23 protein-coding genes and 1 tRNA gene are annotated in these 20,858 nt (G+C 69.7%); 2 read left to right on the top strand and 22 right to left on the bottom strand.

Going from position 1 to position 20,858, the window contains the following annotated elements:
- Positions 1-5: 5 nt before the first annotated feature.
- The 8 genes from Q8Q85_12050 to gmd are packed head-to-tail and all read right to left on the bottom strand — an operon-like array spanning position 6 to position 10,140.
- The gene (locus Q8Q85_12050; GenBank protein ID MDP3774986.1) at positions 6-1,310 is read right to left on the bottom strand and encodes a nucleotide sugar dehydrogenase; all 1,305 of its coding nucleotides are present in this window, start codon (positions 1,308-1,310) and stop codon (positions 6-8) included.
- Positions 1,307-2,317: a Gfo/Idh/MocA family oxidoreductase gene (locus Q8Q85_12045; protein MDP3774985.1), complete on the bottom strand. Its 1,011-nt coding sequence runs from the start codon at positions 2,315-2,317 to the stop codon at positions 1,307-1,309. Before Q8Q85_12045 ends, Q8Q85_12050 begins: the two co-directional genes overlap by 4 nt.
- Entirely contained in the window at positions 2,314-3,432 is a 1,119-nt protein-coding gene (locus tag Q8Q85_12040) for a DegT/DnrJ/EryC1/StrS family aminotransferase (GenBank protein ID MDP3774984.1), read from the bottom strand. The genes Q8Q85_12045 and Q8Q85_12040 overlap by 4 nt, the downstream gene beginning before the upstream one ends.
- Complete coding sequence (locus Q8Q85_12035) at positions 3,429-3,998, bottom strand: acyltransferase (GenBank protein MDP3774983.1); 570 nt, start codon at positions 3,996-3,998, stop codon at positions 3,429-3,431. Before Q8Q85_12035 ends, Q8Q85_12040 begins: the two co-directional genes overlap by 4 nt.
- Positions 3,995-4,969, bottom strand: a complete 975-nt coding sequence (murB, locus tag Q8Q85_12030; protein ID MDP3774982.1) for a UDP-N-acetylmuramate dehydrogenase — start codon at positions 4,967-4,969, stop codon at positions 3,995-3,997. Before murB ends, Q8Q85_12035 begins: the two co-directional genes overlap by 4 nt.
- Positions 4,969-8,244 carry a carbamoyl-phosphate synthase large subunit gene (gene carB / locus Q8Q85_12025; protein ID MDP3774981.1) on the bottom strand — a complete coding sequence of 1,092 codons (3,276 nt, stop codon included), beginning with the start codon at positions 8,242-8,244 and terminating at the stop codon, positions 4,969-4,971. The genes murB and carB overlap by 1 nt, the downstream gene beginning before the upstream one ends.
- The gene (locus tag Q8Q85_12020) at positions 8,228-9,178 is read right to left on the bottom strand and encodes a GDP-mannose 4,6-dehydratase (GenBank protein MDP3774980.1); all 951 of its coding nucleotides are present in this window, start codon (positions 9,176-9,178) and stop codon (positions 8,228-8,230) included. Before Q8Q85_12020 ends, carB begins: the two co-directional genes overlap by 17 nt.
- Positions 9,175-10,140, bottom strand: a complete 966-nt coding sequence (gene gmd / locus Q8Q85_12015; protein MDP3774979.1) for a GDP-mannose 4,6-dehydratase — start codon at positions 10,138-10,140, stop codon at positions 9,175-9,177. The genes Q8Q85_12020 and gmd overlap by 4 nt, the downstream gene beginning before the upstream one ends.
- 126 nt (positions 10,141-10,266) lie before the next feature.
- Here gmd and rpmB point away from each other — a divergent pair, with 126 nt between their 5' ends.
- On the top strand, positions 10,267-10,458 hold the full coding sequence (gene rpmB, locus Q8Q85_12010) for a 50S ribosomal protein L28 (protein ID MDP3774978.1): 192 nt from the start codon (positions 10,267-10,269) through the stop codon (positions 10,456-10,458).
- Positions 10,459-10,468: 10 nt separating this feature from the next.
- Here rpmB and rplQ read toward each other — a convergent pair whose 3' ends face one another.
- From rplQ to smpB, 12 genes are all read right to left on the bottom strand, one after another.
- Complete coding sequence (gene rplQ, locus Q8Q85_12005) at positions 10,469-10,825, bottom strand: 50S ribosomal protein L17 (protein MDP3774977.1); 357 nt, start codon at positions 10,823-10,825, stop codon at positions 10,469-10,471.
- Positions 10,826-11,887: a DNA-directed RNA polymerase subunit alpha gene (locus tag Q8Q85_12000; GenBank protein MDP3774976.1), complete on the bottom strand. Its 1,062-nt coding sequence runs from the start codon at positions 11,885-11,887 to the stop codon at positions 10,826-10,828.
- A 2-nt stretch (positions 11,888-11,889) separates the two neighbouring features.
- Entirely contained in the window at positions 11,890-12,525 is a 636-nt protein-coding gene (gene rpsD, locus Q8Q85_11995) for a 30S ribosomal protein S4 (GenBank protein ID MDP3774975.1), read from the bottom strand.
- Positions 12,525-12,995, bottom strand: a complete 471-nt coding sequence (gene rpsK, locus Q8Q85_11990; protein MDP3774974.1) for a 30S ribosomal protein S11 — start codon at positions 12,993-12,995, stop codon at positions 12,525-12,527. The genes rpsD and rpsK overlap by 1 nt, the downstream gene beginning before the upstream one ends.
- Before the next feature lie 3 nt (positions 12,996-12,998).
- On the bottom strand, positions 12,999-13,382 hold the full coding sequence (gene rpsM, locus Q8Q85_11985; GenBank protein ID MDP3774973.1) for a 30S ribosomal protein S13: 384 nt from the start codon (positions 13,380-13,382) through the stop codon (positions 12,999-13,001).
- 3 nt (positions 13,383-13,385) lie between these two features.
- A complete protein-coding gene (gene rpmJ, locus Q8Q85_11980) occupies positions 13,386-13,502 on the bottom strand; it encodes a 50S ribosomal protein L36 (protein MDP3774972.1) in 117 nt (38 codons plus the stop codon).
- Positions 13,503-13,587: 85 nt separating this feature from the next.
- The gene (locus Q8Q85_11975) at positions 13,588-14,094 is read right to left on the bottom strand and encodes a hypothetical protein (GenBank protein ID MDP3774971.1); all 507 of its coding nucleotides are present in this window, start codon (positions 14,092-14,094) and stop codon (positions 13,588-13,590) included.
- Positions 14,091-14,777, bottom strand: coding sequence for an orotidine-5'-phosphate decarboxylase (pyrF, locus tag Q8Q85_11970; protein MDP3774970.1), 687 nt, complete (start codon positions 14,775-14,777; stop codon positions 14,091-14,093). The genes Q8Q85_11975 and pyrF overlap by 4 nt, the downstream gene beginning before the upstream one ends.
- 4 nt (positions 14,778-14,781) lie before the next feature.
- A complete protein-coding gene (locus Q8Q85_11965; protein ID MDP3774969.1) occupies positions 14,782-15,684 on the bottom strand; it encodes a dihydroorotate dehydrogenase in 903 nt (300 codons plus the stop codon).
- Positions 15,681-17,174: a hypothetical protein gene (locus Q8Q85_11960; GenBank protein MDP3774968.1), complete on the bottom strand. Its 1,494-nt coding sequence runs from the start codon at positions 17,172-17,174 to the stop codon at positions 15,681-15,683. The genes Q8Q85_11965 and Q8Q85_11960 overlap by 4 nt, the downstream gene beginning before the upstream one ends.
- Positions 17,175-17,230: 56 nt before the next feature.
- Positions 17,231-18,445, bottom strand: coding sequence for an N-acetylmuramoyl-L-alanine amidase (locus tag Q8Q85_11955; GenBank protein ID MDP3774967.1), 1,215 nt, complete (start codon positions 18,443-18,445; stop codon positions 17,231-17,233).
- Positions 18,442-18,942 carry an SsrA-binding protein SmpB gene (gene smpB / locus Q8Q85_11950; GenBank protein ID MDP3774966.1) on the bottom strand — a complete coding sequence of 167 codons (501 nt, stop codon included), beginning with the start codon at positions 18,940-18,942 and terminating at the stop codon, positions 18,442-18,444. Before smpB ends, Q8Q85_11955 begins: the two co-directional genes overlap by 4 nt.
- 114 nt (positions 18,943-19,056) lie before the next feature.
- Between smpB and Q8Q85_11945 the strand changes: the two genes are divergently transcribed.
- Positions 19,057-19,140, top strand: a tRNA-Leu gene (locus Q8Q85_11945).
- 2 nt (positions 19,141-19,142) lie between these two features.
- On the opposite strand, the gene moeB is transcribed toward Q8Q85_11945, so the two are convergent.
- Positions 19,143-20,315, bottom strand: a complete 1,173-nt coding sequence (gene moeB, locus Q8Q85_11940; GenBank protein ID MDP3774965.1) for a molybdopterin-synthase adenylyltransferase MoeB — start codon at positions 20,313-20,315, stop codon at positions 19,143-19,145.
- Positions 20,316-20,353: 38 nt separating this feature from the next.
- Positions 20,354-20,815: an Rrf2 family transcriptional regulator gene (locus Q8Q85_11935; protein MDP3774964.1), complete on the bottom strand. Its 462-nt coding sequence runs from the start codon at positions 20,813-20,815 to the stop codon at positions 20,354-20,356.
- Positions 20,816-20,858 lie beyond the last annotated feature (43 nt).

Below are 20,858 nucleotides of genomic sequence, written 5' to 3'. Positions count from 1 at the left end.
CTCAGCTACCGCTTCCGCGCCAGGCCCGCGATCGCGTGCCGCGTGTCCACCACCGCACGGGACTCGCCGGCGATCATCGCGTAGTCGAGCCCGGTGTGGTCGGTCACGATCACCACGCAATCCGCCCCGCGCACCAGATCCGCCGTGAGCGGCGTGGACCGGAGAGTCGAGCCGTCGTCCCGGAACTCCGGTACGTGCGGGTCGTGATAGAGGACGTTCGCCCCCATCAGCTGCAGCAGCTTGATGATGTCGAGTGCCGGGCTCTCCCGGATGTCGTCGATGTCCTTCTTGTAGGCCACGCCCACCACCAGCACGGTCGACCCTCGCGCCGCCCTGGAGTGATCGTTCAGCGCTTCGACCACCTTGCTCACCCAGAACTCGGGCATCTCGGCGTTCACCTCGCCGGCCACCTCGATGAACCGGGTTCGATAGTTGAGCCCGCGCATCTTCCACGCGAGGTAGTGGGGATCGATCGGGATGCAGTGCCCGCCCAGCCCCGGCCCCGGGGTGAACTTCATGTAGCCGAACGGCTTGGTAGCCGCCGCCTCGATGACCTCCCAGACGTCTACGCCGAGCTTGTCGCAGACCACCGCCATCTCGTTCACCAGCCCGATGTTCACGGAACGGAACGTGTTCTCGAGCAGCTTGACCAACTCGGCCGCTTCCGGCGAGCTGACCGGCACCAGCGTGTCGATCGCCGCCTGGTAGATGGCCACGACCACGCGCGAGCAGGCCGAAGTCACACCGCCGACCACCTTGGGCGTGTTCCGGGTGCCGAATTTCGCGTTGCCCGGATCTATTCGCTCGGGGCTGAAGGCGAGGAAGAAGTCCTCTCCCACCTTGAGGCCGCTGGTCTCGAGGGCCGGCAGCATCAGATCGCGGGTCGTGCCCGGATAGGTCGTGCTCTCGAGCACGATCAACTGCCCGGCGCGCAGGGTCTTCGTCACGCTCTCAGTAGCCGCGACGATGAACGACACGTCGGGGTCCCGTGTCTTGGACAGCGGCGTGGGAACGCAGATCGCGATGCAGTCCGGCTCGCTCATCCGCGAGAGGTCCGTGGTCGCGGCGATCCTGCCGTCGCGCACGTAGCCCGACAGGCCCTCCGACGGGGCGTCCTGGATGTGCGAGCGGCCGGCGGTGATGCCGTCCACGACGCGCGCGCTCAGGTCGAAGCCCAGCACCCGGTAACCCGCCCGCGCCATCTCCATGGCCAGCGGCAGCCCCACGTAGCCCAGGCCCACTATGCCGATCAGCGCCGAACGGTCGGCCGCCTTGGCGCAGAGCTGCTCCTCGTACTTCCGTTTGGTCACGCCGTGACTCCCACCGGTTGTCCACCCTGTCGAAGGGACGCCGACGCCGCCTCGAGCACCCTTACCACGCGAACGCCGTCGGCGGCATCGCTCCGCGCGGTCGCTTCGCCACGCGCCACCTTGAGGAAGTGCGAGAGCTCGGCGGTCAACGGTTCGGTGTTCGCGATCCGGGGGATGAAGATGTCCCCCTCGCGGATCTGGAGCGACTCGCCGTACGATCCGTATTCCGGCGGCCGGTCCACGCCCTTGTCGTAGATCCGCAGCTTCTCGCGCGGCTGCATGTCGTCGAACACCACCATCTGCTTCGCACCCACCACGGTGATCTTCCGCTCCTTGTGCGGATCGAGCCACGACATCTGAACGTGCGCCAGCACCCCCGACGCGAACTCCAGGTTGAGGAAGACCACGTCCTCGATGCCCGGTTGGAGGTAGCTCTTCCCCACTGCGCTCACTCGGACCGGGCTCTCTCCGAGAACGAACAGGGACACGGACACGTCGTGCGGGCCGAAACTCCACAGGGCGTTTTCGTCGGGGCGGATCTGCCCCAGGTTCACGCGTTGACCGTAGAGGTAGTACACCCGCCCCAGGGTGCCCGCGGCTACGAGCTCCCGAAGACGCTCGACCGCCGGATGGTACTCGAGCAGGTGCCCCGCGAGCAGCGGCACTCCCGCCTTCGCCGCGCGCTCTGCCACGTCCTCCGCGTCCTTCACCGACAGCGCGAACGGCTTCTCGACCAACGCCGGCACGCCCGCGGCCACCGCCTGCCGCGCCAAGTCCGCGTGCGTGGCGGCGGGGCTGGCGATCACCACCGCCTCCACCTCCCCCAGCAGCTCCGCCGCGTCCTGCGTGACCTTCACACCCGGATACTGCCGCGCCACCCGCTCCCGCACCTTGGCCGCCGTGTCGCACACCGCCACCAGTTCGGCCTCCGGATGCCCGGCGAGCGCGCGGAGGTGGTTCTTACCCCACGTCCCGGCCCCGATGACGCCCACCCGTACCCGGCTCACCCGCCGTAGAACCCGCGGATGGTGGCGACCACGTGCGACTTCTGCCCGTCGGTCAGCTCCGGATACACTGGGAGCGCGAGCACTCGCGCCGCGGCCGCCTCCGCGACCGGCAGCGCGCCGGCCCGGTAGCCCAGGTATGCGAAGCAGGGCTGCAGATGGAGCGGGACCGGGTAGTACACCGCCGACCCGATGCCCCCCGCCTTGAGGTGCTCCTGGAGCGCTTCGCGGCGATCGGCTTCGATCACGTACTGGTGGAAAATGTGCTCGTTGGCCGGGTCGGTAGATGGAGCGCGTACCCCCGCGATCCCCGCCAGCGCCTTCGAGTACCAAGCCGCGTGCGCGCGCCTCGCCTCGCTCCATGACTGGAGGTACGGCAGCTTGGCGATCAGCACCGCGGCCTGGAGGGCGTCGAGCCGCGAGTTCGTGCCTACCTCGTCGTGGTGGTACGTCTTCATGCCGCCGTGCGTCCGCAACCGCCGCACCCGCTGGGCCATCCCCTCATCCGAAGTGACCACCATCCCGCCGTCGCCCCAGCCGCCCAGGTTCTTGGACGGGAAGAACGAGAAGGCCGTCGCCCTCCCCAGCTCGCCGGCGGTCCGCCACTCCCCGCTCACCTTGCGGCGCGCCCCGATCGCCTGGCACGCGTCCTCGATGATCGCGAGGCCGTGCTCCTTGGCGGTCGGGAGGAGCCGCTCCATCGCCGCCATCTGGCCGAACAGGTGCACCGGCATGATAGCTCGGGTGCGCGGCGTGATCGCGGCCTCGACGGCCACCGGGTCGAGGTTGTAGGTCGCCGGATCGACGTCAACGAACACCGGCTTCGCGCCCGCGTTGTGGATCGCGCCGGCGGACGCGAAGAAGGTGAACGTGCTCGTGATCACCTCGTCACCCGGCGCGATGTCGAGCGCCTTGAGCGGCAGGAGCAGCGCGTCCGTCCCGCTCGCGACGCCGATGCCGTGGGTCGCGTGCGATAGCGCCGCAATGCGGACCTCGAGGTCCTGCACCGGCTGCCCCAGAATGAAGAGCTGCGACTCGGCGAGCGCGAGCACGCGCGAGACCACCGCGTCCTTGATGGCCGCGTGCTGCGCCTTGAGGTCGAGCAGCGGAACGTTCATCGCGGCACCAGCTCTCCGGCCTGGTCGGCGTACCCGGATCCGCAGCGCGCGCAGGCACCGCGGCCGTCCGTCAGCGCGAGCCGCTCGCCGCACTGGCACATCCAGCCGATCTGCCGGGCCGGGTTCCCCACCACCAGGGCGTGATCCTTCACGTCCCTGGTGACCACGGCGCCGGCGCCCACGAAGCTGAACCGCCCCAGCGTCGTGCCGCAGACGATAGTCGCGTTCGCGCCGATGCTCGCGCCCTGCTTCACCAGCGTCCGATCGTACTCGCCGCGGCGGTTCACGTGACTCCGCGGCGTAGCCACGTTGGTGAACACCATGGAAGGGCCGCAGAACACGTCGTCTTCGAGCACCACGCCCTCGTAGACCGACACGTTGTTCTGGAGCTTCACGTTGTTCCCGAGCCGCGTGCCGGGCATGATCACGCAGTTCTGTCCGATGTTGCACCGTTCGCCGACCCGCGCGCCCGCCATCACGTGGCAGAAGTGCCAGACCTTGGTGCCCTTCCCGATCACGGCCCCCTCGTCCACGAACGACGAAGGATGGACGAAGATGTCGCTCACTTCGCCTCGCCGAGGACCTTGACCTCGAGTTCCAGCTCGATGCCGAACTCCTTGAAGACCGCGGTCCGGGTGATGTCGATCAGCTTCATCACATCGTCGGCCGAGGCGTTGCCCTTGTTCACGATGTAGTTGGCGTGCATGGTCGAGATCTCCGCACCACCGACGCGCCGCCCCTTGAGCCCGCACCGGTCGATGAGCCGGGCGGCGGTCATCTCCGCCGGGTTCTTGAAGACGCTGCCGCAGCACGGCTGGTCGAACGGCGTGCCCTCCTTGCGCTTCTTGAGCACCATCGCCAGGTCGGCCTTCACGCGCTCGGGGCTGTCCTCCTCCAGCTTCAACGCGCACCCCAGGACGACGTGACCCTCGAGCCCGCTCTTCCGGTAGCTGAAGGAAATGGCCTTCTTCGCCTTGTCCTCTATCTCGCCCGCCGGGGTGAGCACCGTGGCTGAGATCAACACGTGCTCGAAGTCCTGACCGTGCGCCCCGGCGTTCATGAAGACGCCGCCGCCCACGGTCCCAGGCACGCCCACCAGCCGCTGCACGCCGGCGAACCCGGCCTCCGCGCTCTTGCGGGCCAGGAGCGGCACCGGCAGTCCCGCTCCGACCTTCCAGGTCCCGGCCCGGTGCGTGAAGGTGTCCAGTCCCTTGCCGATCTTGAGGACCAGGCCGCGGAATCCGCCGTCGCGGATCAGGACGTTGGACCCGAGGCCCAGCACCAGCCACGGGAGGCCGTGCTGCTTGGCCCAGGCGACGGCGCCCACGACCGCCTCGACGGTGGCCGGCTGGAAGTGGACCAGCGCCGGACCACCGATGCGGAACGTCGTGTGCCGCCCCAGCGGCTCACCGTTCTTCACCGCGCCCGGGAGCTTGTCGGACGGGAATGGCGGCGCCTTGCCGGCTTTGGCCTTGGACGCCGGTGCCGCCCGACCCGCGGCGGCCGCCTTCTTCTTTGGTTCCTTCGCTCCACCCATCACGCCACCTGCACGTTGGATTGCCCATGTCGTAGGTACCGCTCCTGGAGCGACAGCACGTCCCCGCGCGAGCTCCGCAGCGCGATCGCCGCGTCGCATGCGGCGGATGCTGCAGACATCGTCGTCGTGTACGGCACCCGGTGGGTCAGCGCGGCGCGGCGTAACTCGTAGTCGTCACGCTGCGAGTACTTGCCGAGCGGCGTGTTTATCAGCAGCTGGACCTGCCCCGTGACTATGAGGTCCACCGCGTTGGGGCGCCCCTCCCAGACCTTCAGCACCTTCTCGCACGGGATCCCGCGCTTCTGGAGGTGCCGCGCCGTCCCTTCCGTCGCGATCAGCCGGAAGCCCATCTCGTGGAAGCGGCGCACGATAGGGGTCACCGTCGGCTTGTCGCTGTCGTTCACCGTCACCATGATGGCGCCGGTCGTCGGCAGCGCGCCGTCAGCGGCGATCTGCGCCTTCGCGAACGCCCAGCCGAAGGAGTCCGCGATCCCCATCACTTCACCGGTGGAACGCATCTCCGGCCCGAGCAGCGTGTCAACGTTCGGCAGCTTGGTGAACGGGAACACCGCCTCCTTCACCGCCACGTACTGCATCTCCACCTCTTCCGTGAAGCCGAGCGACTCGAGCGAGCGGCCTGCCATCACCCCCGCGGCCAGCCGGGCCAGGGAGACGCCGATGGCCTTCGACACGAAGGGCACGGTGCGCGAGCCCCGCGGGTTGACCTCGAGGCAATAGACCACCCCGTCCTTGATGGCGAACTGCACGTTGATGAGCCCCACCACGCCGAGCGCCGCCGCGAGCGCCTTGGTGGACTGCCGCATCTCCTCGATCTCGCGCTCGCCGATGAGGTAGGGCGGCATCACGCAGGCCGAGTCGCCCGAGTGGATGCCCGCGTCCTCGATGTGCTGCATCACGCCGCCGATCACGCACCGCTGGCCGTCGGCGATCGCGTCCACGTCCGCCTCGAAGGCGTCCTCCAGGAACCGGTCTATCAGCACCGGGTGCTCCGGCGCCACCCGCGCCGCCGTGGCGAAGTAGTCCTTCAGCTGGCTGGCGTCGTACACGATCATCATCGCCCGCCCGCCCAACACGTACGACGGCCGCACCAGCGCCGGATACCCCACCCGCTCGGCCACCTCCAGCGCCTCCGCCGTGCTGGTCGCCGTTCCCGACGGCGGCTGCATGATCTTGAGGCGCCGCGCGATGGCCTCGAAACGCCGCCGGTCCTCCGCGGTGTCGATCGCGTCAGGCGAGGTGCCGAGGATCCGTACCCCGGCCGCCTCGAGCCGCTTGGCGAGCTTCAGCGGGGTCTGTCCGCCCAGCTGCACCACGACCCCGAGCGGCCGCTCCAGCTCGATGATCTCGATCACGTCCTCGAAGGTGAGCGGCTCGAAGTAGAGCTTGTCCGAGATGTCGAAATCGGTCGAGACCGTCTCAGGGTTCGAGTTGATCATGATGGTGCGGTAGCCCATCTCCCGGAACGCCAGGCCGGCGCGCACGCAGCAGTAGTCGAACTCCACGCCCTGCCCGATCCGGTTCGGGCCCGAGCCGAGGATGACGATACCCCGCTCCCCGAACGGCTCGGATTCGTTCTCGTCGTCGTACGACGAATACAGGTACGGCGTAGCCGACGGGAACTCACCGGCGCACGTGTCCACCGTCTTGTAGGCCGGACGGATGCCCAGCGCCTCCCGCTCGGCGCGGACTTCGTCCTCGACCCCACCGCCCAACCTCGCCAGTTGAATGTCCGAGAAGCCCAGCCGCTTCATGTGGCGGAGCTGCGCCTCCTGCTCGGCCCGGGGGTAGGTCGTCCAGTTGATCCGCCGGTTCACGGTCCAGCCGCGCTCCGCCTCGACCAGCTCTTCCATCTGCGCCACGAACCACGGGTCGATGCCCGTCAGCCGCGCGATCTCCTCGCGGGGGATCCCCGCGTAGAGCGCCCGCTTGATCTGGTAGACCCGCTCCGGAGCCGTCTGGCGGAGCGCCGCCCGGATCGAGGCCGGGTCGTCGTGCTCCAGCCGGTCGTCCTCCGGCGTCGCCCCGATGACCCAGCCCGGCCGGTCGATCTCCAGCGCGCGGATCCCCTTCTGGAACGCCTCCTTGAAGGTCCGCCCGATGGCCATCGACTCGCCCACCGACTTCATCTGCGTGGTGAGCCTCCAGTCCGCCAGGGGGAACTTCTCGAACGCGAAACGCGGGAACTTCACGACCACGTAATCGAGGACCGGCTCGAACGAGGCCGGCGTCGTCTTCGTGATGTCGTTGGGCAGCTCGTCGAGCGTGTAGCCGATGGCGAGCTTCGCACCCATGCGCGCGATCGGGAAGCCGGTCGCCTTCGACGCCAGCGCCGAGGACCGCGAGACCCGAGGGTTCATCTCGATCACCAGCATCTCGCCGTCGGCGGGGTTCACCGCGAACTGGATGTTGCAGCCGCCCGCCTCGACGCCGATCTCGCGGATGATGGCGATGGCCGCGTCACGCATCGCCTGGTACTCGCGGTCGGTCAGCGTCATCGCCGGCGCCACCGTGATGCTGTCGCCGGTGTGCACCCCCATCGGGTCCAGGTTCTCGATCGAACAGACGATGACGACGTTGTCGCGCCGGTCCCGCATCACCTCGAGCTCGAACTCCTTCCAGCCGATGACGCTGCGCTCGATCAGCACCTTCCCCACCGGCGAGAGCTCCAGGCCCCGCCGCACCAGGCCGTCCAGCTCGGCCGGGATGTAGGCCACGCCACCGCCCGTCCCGCCCAGGGTGAAGCTGGGACGGATGATGGCGGGATAACCGGTCCGCCCGACGATGCGCGGCGCGTCCTCCGCCGACTTCGCGAACCCGCCCACCGGCACGCCCAGCCCGATGCGACCCATCGCCACCGCGAACTCCTCGCGGTCCTCCGCCATCTTGATGGCGCGCGCGTTCGCGCCGATCAGCTCGACCCCGTACTTCTCGAGCACCCCCGACTCGTGCAGCGCCATGGCCACGTTCAGCGCCGTCTGCCCGCCCATCGTCGGAAGAAGCGCGTCCGGGCGCTCCCGGGCGATCACCCGCTCGACCCACTCCGGCGTCACGGGCTCGAGGTAGGTCCGGTCCGCGAGCTCCGGGTCCGTCATGATCGTCGCCGGATTCGAGTTGACCAGGACGACCTCGTACCCCTCCTCCTTGAGCGCCTTCACGGCCTGGGTGCCGGAATAGTCGAACTCCGCCCCCTGCCCGATCACGATCGGGCCGCTGCCGATGAGCAGGATGCGGTGCAGGTCAGTCCGCTTGGGCATTCACCAGGTCCAGGAGCGTCTGCTCCAGACGGCAGGTCGGGGCCCAGCCGGTCGCCGCGCGCAGCTTCGACGCGTCGCCGACGAGGTACGGGATGTCCGCCGGCCGCATGAACTCGGGGTCCGGCTCCGGGATCGCGTCCACGCCGACGATCGCGGCCAGCTGGTCGAACAGTTCTCGCAGCGTCACGCCGACCCCGGATGCGACGTTGTACACCTCACCGGCCGCTCCGCACCCCATCAACCTCACGTAGGCGGCCGCGACGTCGCGCACGTCCAGGAAATCACGCATCGGCTCCAGGTTGCCTACCTTCACGACGCGGGCCCGCGCGAGCCGCGCGCCCCGTAGTCGCCGCGCGAACGCCGGCGCCACGAACCGCTCATCCTGGCCGGGTCCGGTGTGCGGAAAGGCCCGCGCGATCACCACCCGGAGCCCGGTGCGCTCTCGAGTCTCCTGCGCCGCGAGCTCTGCTCCGCGCTTGGAGGCCGCGTACGGGGAACGCGGCGCTGCCGGCTCGGTCTCGACGATCGGCCGCGTGTGGCCGGCCCCATACACCTCCGCCGTGGACACCACCACGACGACTGGGTCCGCCTCCCCCAGGCTTCTCCGCCGCCCCAGCTCCCCTAGCAGGCGCGCCGTGCCCGCGGCGTTCACCTCCCACGCCACACCCGGATCGGCGAGCGCGTCCGTGCCCGAGGCCACCGCCGCAAGGTGGATCACGGCGTCGCACTGCAGCCCCGCCGCCTGCCGCACCGACTGCAGGTCGCCCAACTCGAGCGGCACCCAGCGCACCGCCCTGCGCTCCGTATCCTCGAGGCCGTCGTCCCGAGGGGCCCCCGGCCGGATGGCGCCCACGACCTCGTGCCCCGCAGCCAGCAAGGAGCGCAGCACCCAGCGTCCGACGAAACCGTCGGCCCCGGTCACCAGGACCGTCACGACTTTCCTTGGAGCCGGGCCAGATCCGCATCAACCATCATCTTGATGAGTTGCTCGAAGCTCACCCCCGGCATCCAGCCCAGCCGGGTTCGGGCCTTCGACGGGTTCGCGAGCAGCAGGTCGACCTCGGCCGGACGGTCGTACCGGGCATCGTGCTCTACGTGACGTTGCCAGTCGAGACCCACGTGCCCGAACGCCACCTGGCAGCAGTCCCGGACACTGTGCTGCACGCCGGTCCCGATCACGTAGTCCTCGGGCTCCGGCTGCTGGAGCATCCGCCACATCGCGTCAACGTAGTCGCCCGCGTAGCCCCAGTCGCGCCGGGCGTCGAGGTTCCCCAGCTTGAGGCTGGTTATCAGCCCCAGCTTGATGCGCGCCACGCCGTCGGTGATCTTGCGCGTCACGAACTCGAGCCCGCGGCGCGGGCTCTCGTGGTTGAAGAGGATCCCGCTGACCGCGTACAGGCCGTACGATTCGCGGTAGTTCACCGTGATGTAATGCCCGTAGACCTTCGCCACGCCGTAAGGCGACCGCGGGTAGAAGGGCGTGGTCTCTACCTGGGGCGTCTCGCGCACCTTGCCGAACATCTCGCTGGAGCTGGCCTGATAGAACTTCGCGTCGGGCTTCGCCAGGCGGATGGCGTCGAGCAGCCGCGTGACCCCCAGGGCCGTGAACTCACCCGTCAGCACCGGCTGCGACCACGAGGTCGGGACGAAAGACTGCGCCGCGAGGTTGTAGATCTCGTCCGGCCGGGCATCCGCGATCACGCTCTGCAACGAATGCTGGTCCAACAGGTCGGCCGCCATGATTTCTATCGCGCCGACCAGATGCTGGATGCGCTCGTAGCTGTCGTGTGAGGTACGACGCACCATGCCCACGACCCGATAGCCCTTGGCGAGCAGCAGCTCGGCGAGGTACGAGCCGTCCTGGCCTGTGACTCCGGTGATCAGCGCGGTCGGCATTCCTCAATCCGGCGAACGGTTTGGGGCGGCGCGCGGCGTGCGCCCGAGTGGGCCAACCCCTTGCGAGGCACGGCTAAAGCGGGCTAAACTTAACGGCTGTTGACGTCTTTTTGAAGCGAGGAAAACGTGGCGCGGAAGTGCACGGTATGCGGCAAGGGCCCGACGTTCGGCAACACCGTCTCCCACGCCAACAACCGGACGATACGGCGCTGGTACCCCAACCTCCAGACCGTGCGGACGTTGGTGGACGGCGCCCCCAAGCGGGTGCGGGTCTGCGTGGCCTGTATCAAGTCGAATCGGGTGAAAAAGGCGGGGTGAAGGCCAACGGCTATTCCTTCAGCAGCTCGATCCTGGCCGTCTCCGCCCCGTCGCCGACCCGGTGGCCGATCCGGATGATGCGGGTGTAGCCGCCGGGCCGGGCCTGGAAACGCGGCCCGATCTCCTTGAACAGCCGGCTGCTCACGTCCTTGTCCCGGATGCGGCGTTCTACCAGCCGGCGCGCGTGCAGGTCGCCGCGGCGGGCCAGGGTTATGAGCTTCTCCGCCACCGGCCGCAGCTCCTTGGCCTTGGCTACCGTCGTGACGATGGCGTCGTGACGGAACAGGCTGGTCGCCATGTTCGAGAGCAGCGCCCGGCGGTGCTCCGAGGTGCGGGAGAGCTGGCGGTGCTTGGCCCGATGCCGCATCTACGCTTCCTTCCCCGCCTCGGCCGTTACCGGCCGTACCACGGGAGTCGTACCGCGGTCGAGGAGGCGGAACCCCGCCTCGCTCTCTTCCCACTGCATGCCGAAGTTCAGCCCCTCGCGCAGCAGCAGCTCGGCTATTTCGGCCACCGCCTTCTCACCGACGTTGCGCACCTTGAGGAGCTGTTCCTCGGTGTTGCGCACCAGGTCGCCGAGAGTCCGGATGTTGGAGTTCTTGAGTGAGTTGATGGACCGGACCGAGAGGCCGCACTCGTCGATCACGCGGCCCAGCAGCGTGCGAAGACGCTCGGTGTCGCCCGAGGGCTGCGCCGCGGTCTCGGCCTCGACCATCGGCACCGTGCCGAAGGAGACGAAGTACGAGAAGTGGTGCTGGGAGAGCGCGGCCGCGTACGCCACCGCGTCCTCAGGGGTGATCGCCCCGTTGGTCTCGACGGTGAGGGTGAGGCGGTCGAAGTCGGTGCGCTGTCCCACGCGCGTCTCCGTGACGGTGAAGTTGGCGCGCCGAACCGGGCTGTAGAGCGAGTCCACCCGCACCACGTCGACCGGCATCGCGCGGTCCACCGGGTGCTGCTCGGCCTCGACGTACCCGCGGCCCTTCTTGACGTAGAGCTCCATGTTGAGCTCGTGGTCGTCCTGCACCGTGAACAGGAGGTGGTCCGGGTTCACCACGCGCACCGAGCCGTGCGGCTCGATGTCGCGCACGTAAACCGGGCCTTCGGCCGCATGATGGATATGCAGCACGGCCTCGTCGACTTCGGGCGCGAGCACGATCGTCAGCGACTTGAGCTTCTGGATGATCTGGTGCACGTCCTCGACCACGCCCGGCACCGTCTGGTGCTCGTGCTGGACGCCGTCCATGCGGAACGCCCACACGGCGGACCCGCGCAGCGAGGAAAGCAGCATCCGCCGCATGGCGTTGCCCAGCGTGTACCCGAACCCCCGCTCGAGCGGCTGCAGCCGGAACTCGGCGGCGTTCGGGTTGTCTTCCCGCTTGGTCATCTCGACCAGGTGCGGGCGGACCAGCCCCGTCAAATCGATGGTCATGCTCATTTGGAATAAAGCTCGACGATCAGCTGTTCTTCGGCCGCGACGGGGATCGTGTCCCGGCTCGGACGCTCGGTGACCTTGCCGGTCCGGGCCTCGCGGTCCACCGCGATCCACGGCACTGCCTGCCCCTTGGACGCCAGGTCCTGGGCGACCGCCACCGATTCCAGTTCGCGGCTCGCCTGGGCGACGCGGATCTCGTCCCCCTGCTTCAGGACGAAAGACGGAACATCCACCCGCCGGCCGTTCACCTCGACGTGGCCGTGGCCCACCAGCTGGCGCGCCGCCTTTCGGCTGGCCGCGAAGCCGAGCCGGTAGACGACGTTGTCCAGCCTCGACTCCAGCGCGATGAGCAGGTTCTCGCCCGTCACGCCGTCCTCGCGCAGGACCCTCTGGAAGGTGTTGCGGAACTGCCGCTCAGTCAGCCCGTAGATCCGCTTCACCTTCTGCTTCTCACGCAGCTGGCGCGAGTACTGCGACGCCTTGCGCCGGCGCCCCGCCGTCTGGCCGTGCTGGCCGGGCGCATAGGCGCGCTTCTCCACCGCGCACTTCTCCGTCAGGCACCGTGCGCCCTTGAGGAACAGCTTCTCCCCCTCGCGGCGGCAGAGCTTGCAGTTCGCGTCCGTGTATCGTCCCACTAGACCCTGCGCTTCTTCGGAGGGCGGCAGCCGTTGTGCGGGATCGGCGTCACGTCCCGGATGGACTTGATGTTGAGCCCCGCGTTAGCGAGCGCCTGGATCGCCGATTCCCGGCCCGACCCGGGACCTTGCACGCGGACATGCACCCGGCGGACGCCGAGATTGTAGGCGTCGCGCCCCGCCTGCTCGGCCGCGACGGTAGCGGCGAAAGGCGTGGACTTCTTCGATCCCTTGAACCCCGACTTCCCGGCGGTGCCCCAGGCGACGGTGTTACCGTGGAGATCGGTGATCGTGACGATCGTGTTGTTGAAGGTCGCCATCACGTGCGCGATGCCCTCCGACTCCACGACCTTCTTGGTGCGCTTTCCGCCGGCCTTGCGGGGAGCCTTGTCCCCTTCGGCAGCGGTCGCCGCGGCGGCGCCCTCGGGCGCCGGCGTCGCGGCCGGTACGGTCGTCGGTTCGTCGGCCATGGGTTACTTCTTAGCCAGCACTTTCTTCTTTCCGGCGATGGTCCGGCGCGGGCCCTTCTTGGTCCGCGCGTTGGTCCGCGTGCGCTGCCCGCGTACCGGCAGCCCGCGCCGGTGGCGGATGCCGCGGTAGCAGCCGATATCCATCAGCCGCTTGATGTTCATCGCGACTTCGGTGCGCAGGGCGCCTTCGACCTTGAAGTCGCGCTCGATCACCTGCCGGAGCCGCGAGACTTCGTTGTCGGTGAGGTCTCGCACCCGCGTGGACGACGCGATGCCCGTCCGCTCGAGGATGCGCGCGGCCGTGGTGCGCCCGACGCCGAAGATGGCCATGAGACCGACTTCGATGCGCTTGTCGCGCGGAAGGTCGACGCCCGAGATTCGTGCCATGCGCTAACCCTGCCGCTGCTTGTGTTTTGGGGAGCGCTTGCAGATCACCCGGATCACGCCGCGGCGCTTGACGACCCTGCAGTGCTCACAGACCGGTTTGACGCTGCTACGTACCTTCAAGAAAGGCCCCTCAGCCCGGTTCAGGACAAGACCCCAAACATAGACGGGTCCTGAACTTGGCGCAAGCGACCCCGGCACTCCGGATTTACGGCACCACCCGGAGCTCCACCAGGCGGTACGACACCCTTTCCAGGCGCAGCCCCAAGTATATGGTTTGGGTGCGCCGAGTCGTAGTACCGCGCAGGGTGAAAACACGCCTCGCTTCGACGTATGCACGGTCCCGGTCCACGTGCCGCGCCACCACGACCTCCACCGATTCTTCGTCCGCGCCGTCGGCGAAGGCGTGGAGCAGCAGGGCGGCCTGCGCCGGCTGGAGTGGCGCCGACGGGTCCGACCCCGGCAGGCTGAGCAGGATGCCGTTGCTCTGTGCCACCAGCTCGTCGAATTCGTGCCTGGCGAACGCGCGGGCGGCACGCCGCGCGGCCACGAGCAGCGACTCGGCCTGCGGGGTACGGTCTACCGATGTGCAGGCGCGAAGAAGCTCACCGGGAGAACGGCCGGAAGTCGTCGGGCTTTCGGATCGGCCTAAGCCCGGCGGAGCCGCGGCGCCAAGGCAGGTGGCGCACGCCAGCATGCCGAGGACGCGGATCACCGGTCCATCTCCTCGCGGATCGCGCGCAGCGCCGCGCGCGGATCCGGCGCACCGGTGATCGGCCGGCCGACCACGAGCAGATCGGCGCCCGCGCGCACCGCCTCGCCGGGAGTGGTGACGCGGCGCTGGTCGTCGGGGGCGTCGGCGGCGCGGCGGATACCGGGCACGACCAGCAGCGCGCCGGGTCCGGCGAGCCCGCGCACCGTGGGCGCTTCCGACGCGGCGGTCACGAACCCATCGAGCCCGGCGCCCAGACCATGCTCCACCAGCCGGCGCTGCTCCGCGGCGAGGTCGGTCACGGGGCGTCCCACCACCTCCGCGTACTCCGGCCCGCCCAGCGACGTCAGGATCCCGACGCCGACCAGTCTCAGCCCGCCACGGCGCGCCTCGGCCGCGGCTGCCAGCATGCGCGCGCCTCCCGCCAGGTGTACCGTGGCGAGGGCCGCGCCGATCGCACCCGCCGCCGCCACCGCGCCCGCCACCGTGTTGGGGATGTCGTGCCACTTGAGGTCCAGGAACACGCGCTTGCCCCTCGCCACCAGCTCCTTCACGATCGCCGGCCCGTCGCTCACCAGAAGCACCGGCCCAACCTTGTACCACGTCGCGTCCGCGCCGAGTGCGTCCACCATCCCAAGTACGGCGGCGGAGTCTCTAAGATCCAGCGCGACGGCGATCTCGGCCATCGCGCTACGCGACTCGCTCAGCGCCGGGTCCCGGGCGATCGCGGGTGACGATCTCGCGCAGCTCACGCACGATGCGCTCCGGGGCGCGCGGGTCCGCGAGCGCCGCGGTGCCTACCGCGACGAGGGTCGCGCCGGCCCGCAGGTACTGCCAGGCGTCCCGGCCGCTGCGAACGCCGCCGGCGCCTATCACCGGGCATCCGCTCTCGCGAGCAAGGATGCGAGTAACGCGCACGCCGACGGGCAGCAGCGGCGGGCCGCTCATCCCGCCGCCGCCGCCGCCGAGCCGCGGGCGACCGTCTTCCTCATATAGCAATGCCGGCATGGTGTTCACCGCGGTGAAGGCATCGGCGCCGGCGGCTGTCGCGGCCGCGGCGGTGCGCGCCGGGTCGGGCAGCGTCGGCGAGAGCTTCACGACGAGCGGGTGCTGGGTCGCACCGCGCGCGCGCCGGACCAGATCGGCGAGTATCGCATCATCGGCGCCGAACTCGAGTCCGCCTTTCCCGACGTTCGGGCACGAAACGTTGAGCTCGAACGCGGCTACTACCGGCTCATCCGTGAGCCCCGCGACCACGGCGACGAAGTCCTCGACCGTGTTGCCGACCACGTTGACGATGACGCGGGCGTTCCGAAGATGGGCCCGAAGCCAGGGGAGGTGCTCGCCCCGGACCACGTCGAGCCCCGGGTTCGCCAGCCCGACCGAGTTGAGCATCGCGCCGCCGGTCTCGGCGACGCGAGGCGCCGGGTTGCCGTGACGAGGCTCGACGCTCACGGCCTTCGTGACCAGCCCTCCGAGCGCCTCGAGATCGATCACTCCGGCCACCTCGCGGCCGAAGCCCGCGGTGCCGGCCGCCAGGAGCACGGGGTTCAGGAACGGGATGCCTACGAACGTCGCGGCCAGGACGCTCACGGTGTGGGTCGCGCGCCGGGCCGCGGGCGCGGCGGCGGCGTCGGTCGGGGAGCCGGTGGCCGAGGCTGGGCAGGACGCGGCTGGGTCGACGGGGGCGGCCGGCGCCCCCCCACCGACTCATCGTCGTCGAGTGGTTCGGCCGCTGCGGGGTTGGCGCCCGGCCTGGTCGTCGCGCCGCGCCGCACCGCCGGCGCGAGCTCCAGCGCCCGCTGGAGCGAGTCCTCGAGCGCGGCGTAGCGCTCGGCGTCGCCGCCCAATGCTGCGACGGCATACGGGCTCTCGGCATAGCGAGTGACCAGGAGCGCGCGCAGCGCGTCGGCGTCCGGGTGCCCCGCCGCGATGGCTGCTACCAGTCCCTTGGGCGTCCACGGCGAGTCGGGGAATCGCTCGACCATGGCGGCGAAGTCCACCGCGGCGAGGCCGGGGGCACGGAGCGAATCACGAATCAACTCGGCGCGAAGATACCAGAACGCGTCGGGCGTCGCCGACAAACGCTCCAGACCGTCGGCCTTGTCGAGCAGGCGGAGCAGCGGCTGCGCCTCGCGCGCGCCGGCCGCCCCCTGCTGCATCAGATCACTGAGGCGCTCCCTGATCGCCGCGACCTCGTCGTCGGTTCGCGCGGCGCGCAGGGCGATCCGCTCCGAGCGCACGCTGGCGGACTTGGCCTCGGCACTGTCCGGTACCAACTCCTCCACCGCTCCGAACCTCGAGAGCGCGGCCGCGTCATCGCCCGCGTTAGCCGCCCGCTCACCGTCCTCCAGAAGAAGCCGGGCGCGCTCGCCGCGGCCGAGATCCTCGCGCCGCGCCAGCGCGTCTACCATCAGCGCCGCCTGCTGCCGCGTCCCGGCCGCCGCGAGACTGTCCAGCGCCGGCAGCCAGTCGCGCTCCGCGTACCGCCGTTCCGTGGCCAGCGAATCGAACGTCGCGCGCGCCAAGGCCGTGTCACGGAGAGCCAGAGCCGCCCGCGCGCGCTCGAAGCGCGCGCGCGGGTGGGTGGACAGGTTGAAGTCCGTGAGCGCGTCGGCCGGCGCACCCATCGCCAGGAGGGTCCGGCCGCGGTACAACAGCGCCTCGGCCCGCCGCTGGTTGGACGACGACCCGACCGCCGAGTCGAAGGCCGATCGCGCGTCGGCGTGACGCCGCAGCGCCAGGTTGGCTCGACCCAGCAGCAGCAGCGCCTCGAGCCGCTGCTCCGGCTCGCCGGCCTGCCGGGCCGCCCGCGTGAGCAGCGCCGCCGCCTCGGTGTTCAGCTCGAGGTGCAGGGCCGCGCGGCCACGCACCAGCATGGCGTCGTCGGCCCAGCGCGAGCGCGGGTGACGCGCGGTCAGCGACTCGGCATGAATCGCCGCGCGCTGCCATCGCTCGCGCGCCTCGGACGTGCGGCCCGCGCGCTCAGACCGTTCCGCCGCGCGGCTCCAGCGCTTGGCGTTGTACATGCCGTTGTAGTAGGCGCAGCCGCACAGCAAGAGGGCACAGACGGACAGGAGCACGGGCGCACCGAGCGATGCGACTGTGCGGCTGGGCGGCTGTGCGCCTGTGCCCGCGGTCATGGATTCCCAGCCGCCACGCGGCGTTCGTACTCCGCGAGGTAGCGCGCGATGCCGTCCGCGATGGCCCGCGCCAGTCGGCGCTGACCGGCTGCGCCGGTGAGGTAGCGCGCCTCCGGCTGGTTGCTTCCGAAGCCGATCTCCACCAGCACCGCCGGCATGTAGGACGTCGCCAGCACCATGAACCCAGCCTGTTTCACGCCGCGGCTCTCCGCGGGGTGCACGCCCGAGAGCGCGTCCTGCACCAGGTCGGCCAGCCGGCTCGACTCACGGAGGTGCTCGTTCTGGGCCAGGTCGTTCAGGATGAACGAGAGCGGGTCGCCATCGGTCGCATCGGCGGTCGTCTCGAAACGGACCGAGGCATTCTCCATCCGGGCCACGCGCCGCGCGTCCTCGGTGCGCGCTTCGGCGAGGAAGTACGTCTCGAACCCGCGCGCGCTCTCGGCGTCACGCCAGCGCGGGTTGGCCGCGTTGACGTGGACCGAGACGAACAGGTCAGCGCCGCGCGCCCCCGCGATCCGCCCGCGATCGCCTAGGGCGATGAGGGTGTCGGACGTGCGGGTGAGCACCACGCCCACGTCGCGCCGCCGCAACTCCTCGGCCACCAGGCGCGAGACCGCGAGCGTCACGTCCTTCTCGCGCAGGAACGGCCGGCCGCCGAGCGGCCCGGTCATGCCGAGGTCGGGGCCGCCGTGACCGGGATCCAGCGCCACGACCCGGCGACGATGCGCGGCCGCCGGCGTCCTCACCCCGACGGCCGGCACCGCCGGCAAAGCGGCGCCCGGCGCGGCGGGACGCAGGGCGGCGCCCCCGGGCCGCTCCTCGAACCGTCCGCGCGCGACGTCGTATCGGAAGACGCCATCGAAGAAACGCGGGAGATACTCGACCAGCCACTGGAACGGAAGGAACACGGAGTCGCGCGCGACGTACGGGCTTCCCGCCAAGGTGTAGATCCGACCGTCGAAGCGGAAATAGCCGGCGTCGAGCACGAAATCGAACTGCCGGCCCAGCACCCTGACCGACACGGCGCCGGCCTGCGGCGCGGCCGCTTCCACGCTGAGGACCGGGGCGAGCTGGGCCACGGCGACGGCAGGATACCCGCGCTCGACCCTCACCGGCACCCGGCGCTCGCCCCGGGGCGAGGCGATCGTGACCGCGATCGGCGCCACCGAGTACCACGCCAGGAGCGCCGCCGCCGCCAGCCGCGCGCTCACCGCCGCCTCGCCACCCGCGCCATCTCACGCTCCGCGTCGCGCTTCTTGATGTCCTCACGACGGTCGTGGTCCTTCTTGCCCCTCCCCAGCGCGACCACCACCTTCGCGTTAGGCCCCTTGAAGTAGAGCTCCAGCGGGACCAGCGCGAATCCCTTCTGTTCCACCGCCCCGATCAGGCGCCGGATCTCCTTGCGATGCATGAGCAGCTTGCGGGTGCGGAGCGGATCGTGGTTGTGGATGTTGCCCGCATCGTACGGCGGGATGTGCAGGCCCTCGAGCCATACCTCACCGCGCTTCACCCGCGCGAAGGCGCCCACCAGGGTCGCGCGCCCGGCCCGGAGCGCCTTCACCTCGGTGCCGGAGAGCACCAGCCCCGCTTCCCACTTGTCGAGGATCTCGTAGTCGTGACGCGCGCGCGGATTCCGGGCAATGGCCCGAATCGGGCGGGCGGCCCGGGGAGGACGGGCGGTTGATGGGGGCTGGAGAATCGAGGCCACGCGTGTCGTAAACCGAAGATAGAGAGAGGGTTCCGGGGAGACAAGAACGGGTTGCAGAGTCGAAAAGTCCAACTCTTCAACTCTGGGGCTCTTCAGCGTATTATGCATCCCTTCGCCGGAGTGGTGGAACTGGTAGACGCGCGGCGTTCAGGGCGCCGTGGGCGCAAGCCCGTGTGGGTTCGAGTCCCACCTTCGGCACTTCAGTACTTCGCCATCCCCCGATCGACGTCCATCGCCCACGCATCCACCCCACCGGTCAGGGTGCGCACTCCCTTCTTTCCTTCGGCCCGCAGGAAGAACGCAGCCTGTCGCGCGCGGGACCCCTGGTGGCAGATCGTCACGATGTCGGCATCCGGATCGAGCTCGGCGGTCCGGTCCTGCAGCTCGCCGAGCGGAATCAAGGTGCTCCCATCGATGTGGCAGATCTCCCACTCGTACTGTTCGCGCACATCGACGAGCACGACGCGCTTGCCACGCTCCAGCTCGTCCTTCAGCTCGCGGGCCGTCACTTCCATGGCGTCGGCTCCCTCCCGCGCCGGCGGCGCCACACCGCAGAACGCCTCGTAGTCGATCAGGTGGTCGATCGTGGGATGCTCGCCGCACGCGGGGCACCCGGGATCCTTGTCCAGCGTCAACTCTCGAAAGCCCATCTTCAGGGCATCGAGCAGCACGAGCCGTCCGACCAGCGTATCGCCCGCGCCGAGCAGCAGCTTGATCGCCTCCATGGCCTGAAGCGACCCGATGATCCCAGGCAGCACGCCGAGTACGCCGCCCTCCGCGCACGACGGCACCAGCTCGGGAGTAGGCGGGTCGCGGTAGAGGCAGCGGTAACACGGCCCGCGCTCGCCCCAGAAAACCGAAACCTGCCCCTCGAATCGGTAGATGCTCCCGTAAACGTCGGGCTTGCCGAGCAGGACACACGCATCGTTCACCAGATAACGCGTCGGGAAGTTGTCGCTCCCGTCCACTATCACGTCGTACTCGGCAAGGATCCCGAGCGCGTTGCCGCTGGCGAGCCGCGTCTCGTGCGGCTCGATGGAGACGTTGGGATTGACGTCCGCGAGGCGCGCAGCGGCGGAAGCGACCTTCGAGCGTCCTACGTCCGCCGTGCCGTGGACCACCTGGCGCTGGAGATTCGAGTGCTCGACGACGTCGAAATCCACCAGGCCGAGCGTGCCGACGCCCGCAGCCGCGAGGTAGAGGCCGGCCGGAGAGCCCAGGCCACCCATTCCGATCAGCAGAACGCGCGCCGCCTTGAGCTGCCGCTGGCCGTCAATACCGACCTGCGGCAGCACCAGGTGGCGCGCGTATCGCGCCAGTTCTTCGGTTGTCAGCGCCGGGGACCCCGCCGCCGCCGTTCGCGATCCGGTCACACCGGAACGAACGCCGGCGCGGGGGCCCCGCGCAAGGCTCAGACCGGGACGGCCGCTTCCTCGAGACCGATCGCCACCCGGACCTCGGACTCATCCAGCATCAGGTCCGACAGGTGGATCGCATCGAGCACCTCGTCGATCCTCCGATGGAGCAGTTGCCAGACCGGCCTGATGGAGCACGAGGCATCCGGAGCGCAACGCGCGACGCCCACCTGATGGCGCTCGCAGTTGACCTCGAAGGTTCCGTGCTCGGAGGCGTCGAGGACGTCCTTTACCGAGACCTCGGCGGCCGGACGGGCAAGCATGTAGCCGCCGCGGGCGCCTCGCACCGAGTTCACGAGTCCGGCCCGCCGAAGTCGCAGCAGGATCTGCTCGACGTAATCGGCCGGGAGCTGTTCCTTCTCCGCCATCTCGCGGGCCGGGACCGGGCCCTCGCCGGCCCGCCGTGCCAGATGGATCGTCACCATCAGGCCGTATTCGGCCCAGGTTGTCACGCGCATGTACACGCCTCCTCCGCGGCCGTGGGCCGCAATGTCCCAAACT

Source organism: Gemmatimonadales bacterium, from assembly GCA_030697825.1.
Lineage (GTDB): Bacteria > Gemmatimonadota > Gemmatimonadetes > Gemmatimonadales > JACORV01 > JACORV01.
The sequence above is the reverse complement of the archived record's forward strand: the minus strand, read 5'-3'. Positions and strand labels throughout refer to the sequence as shown.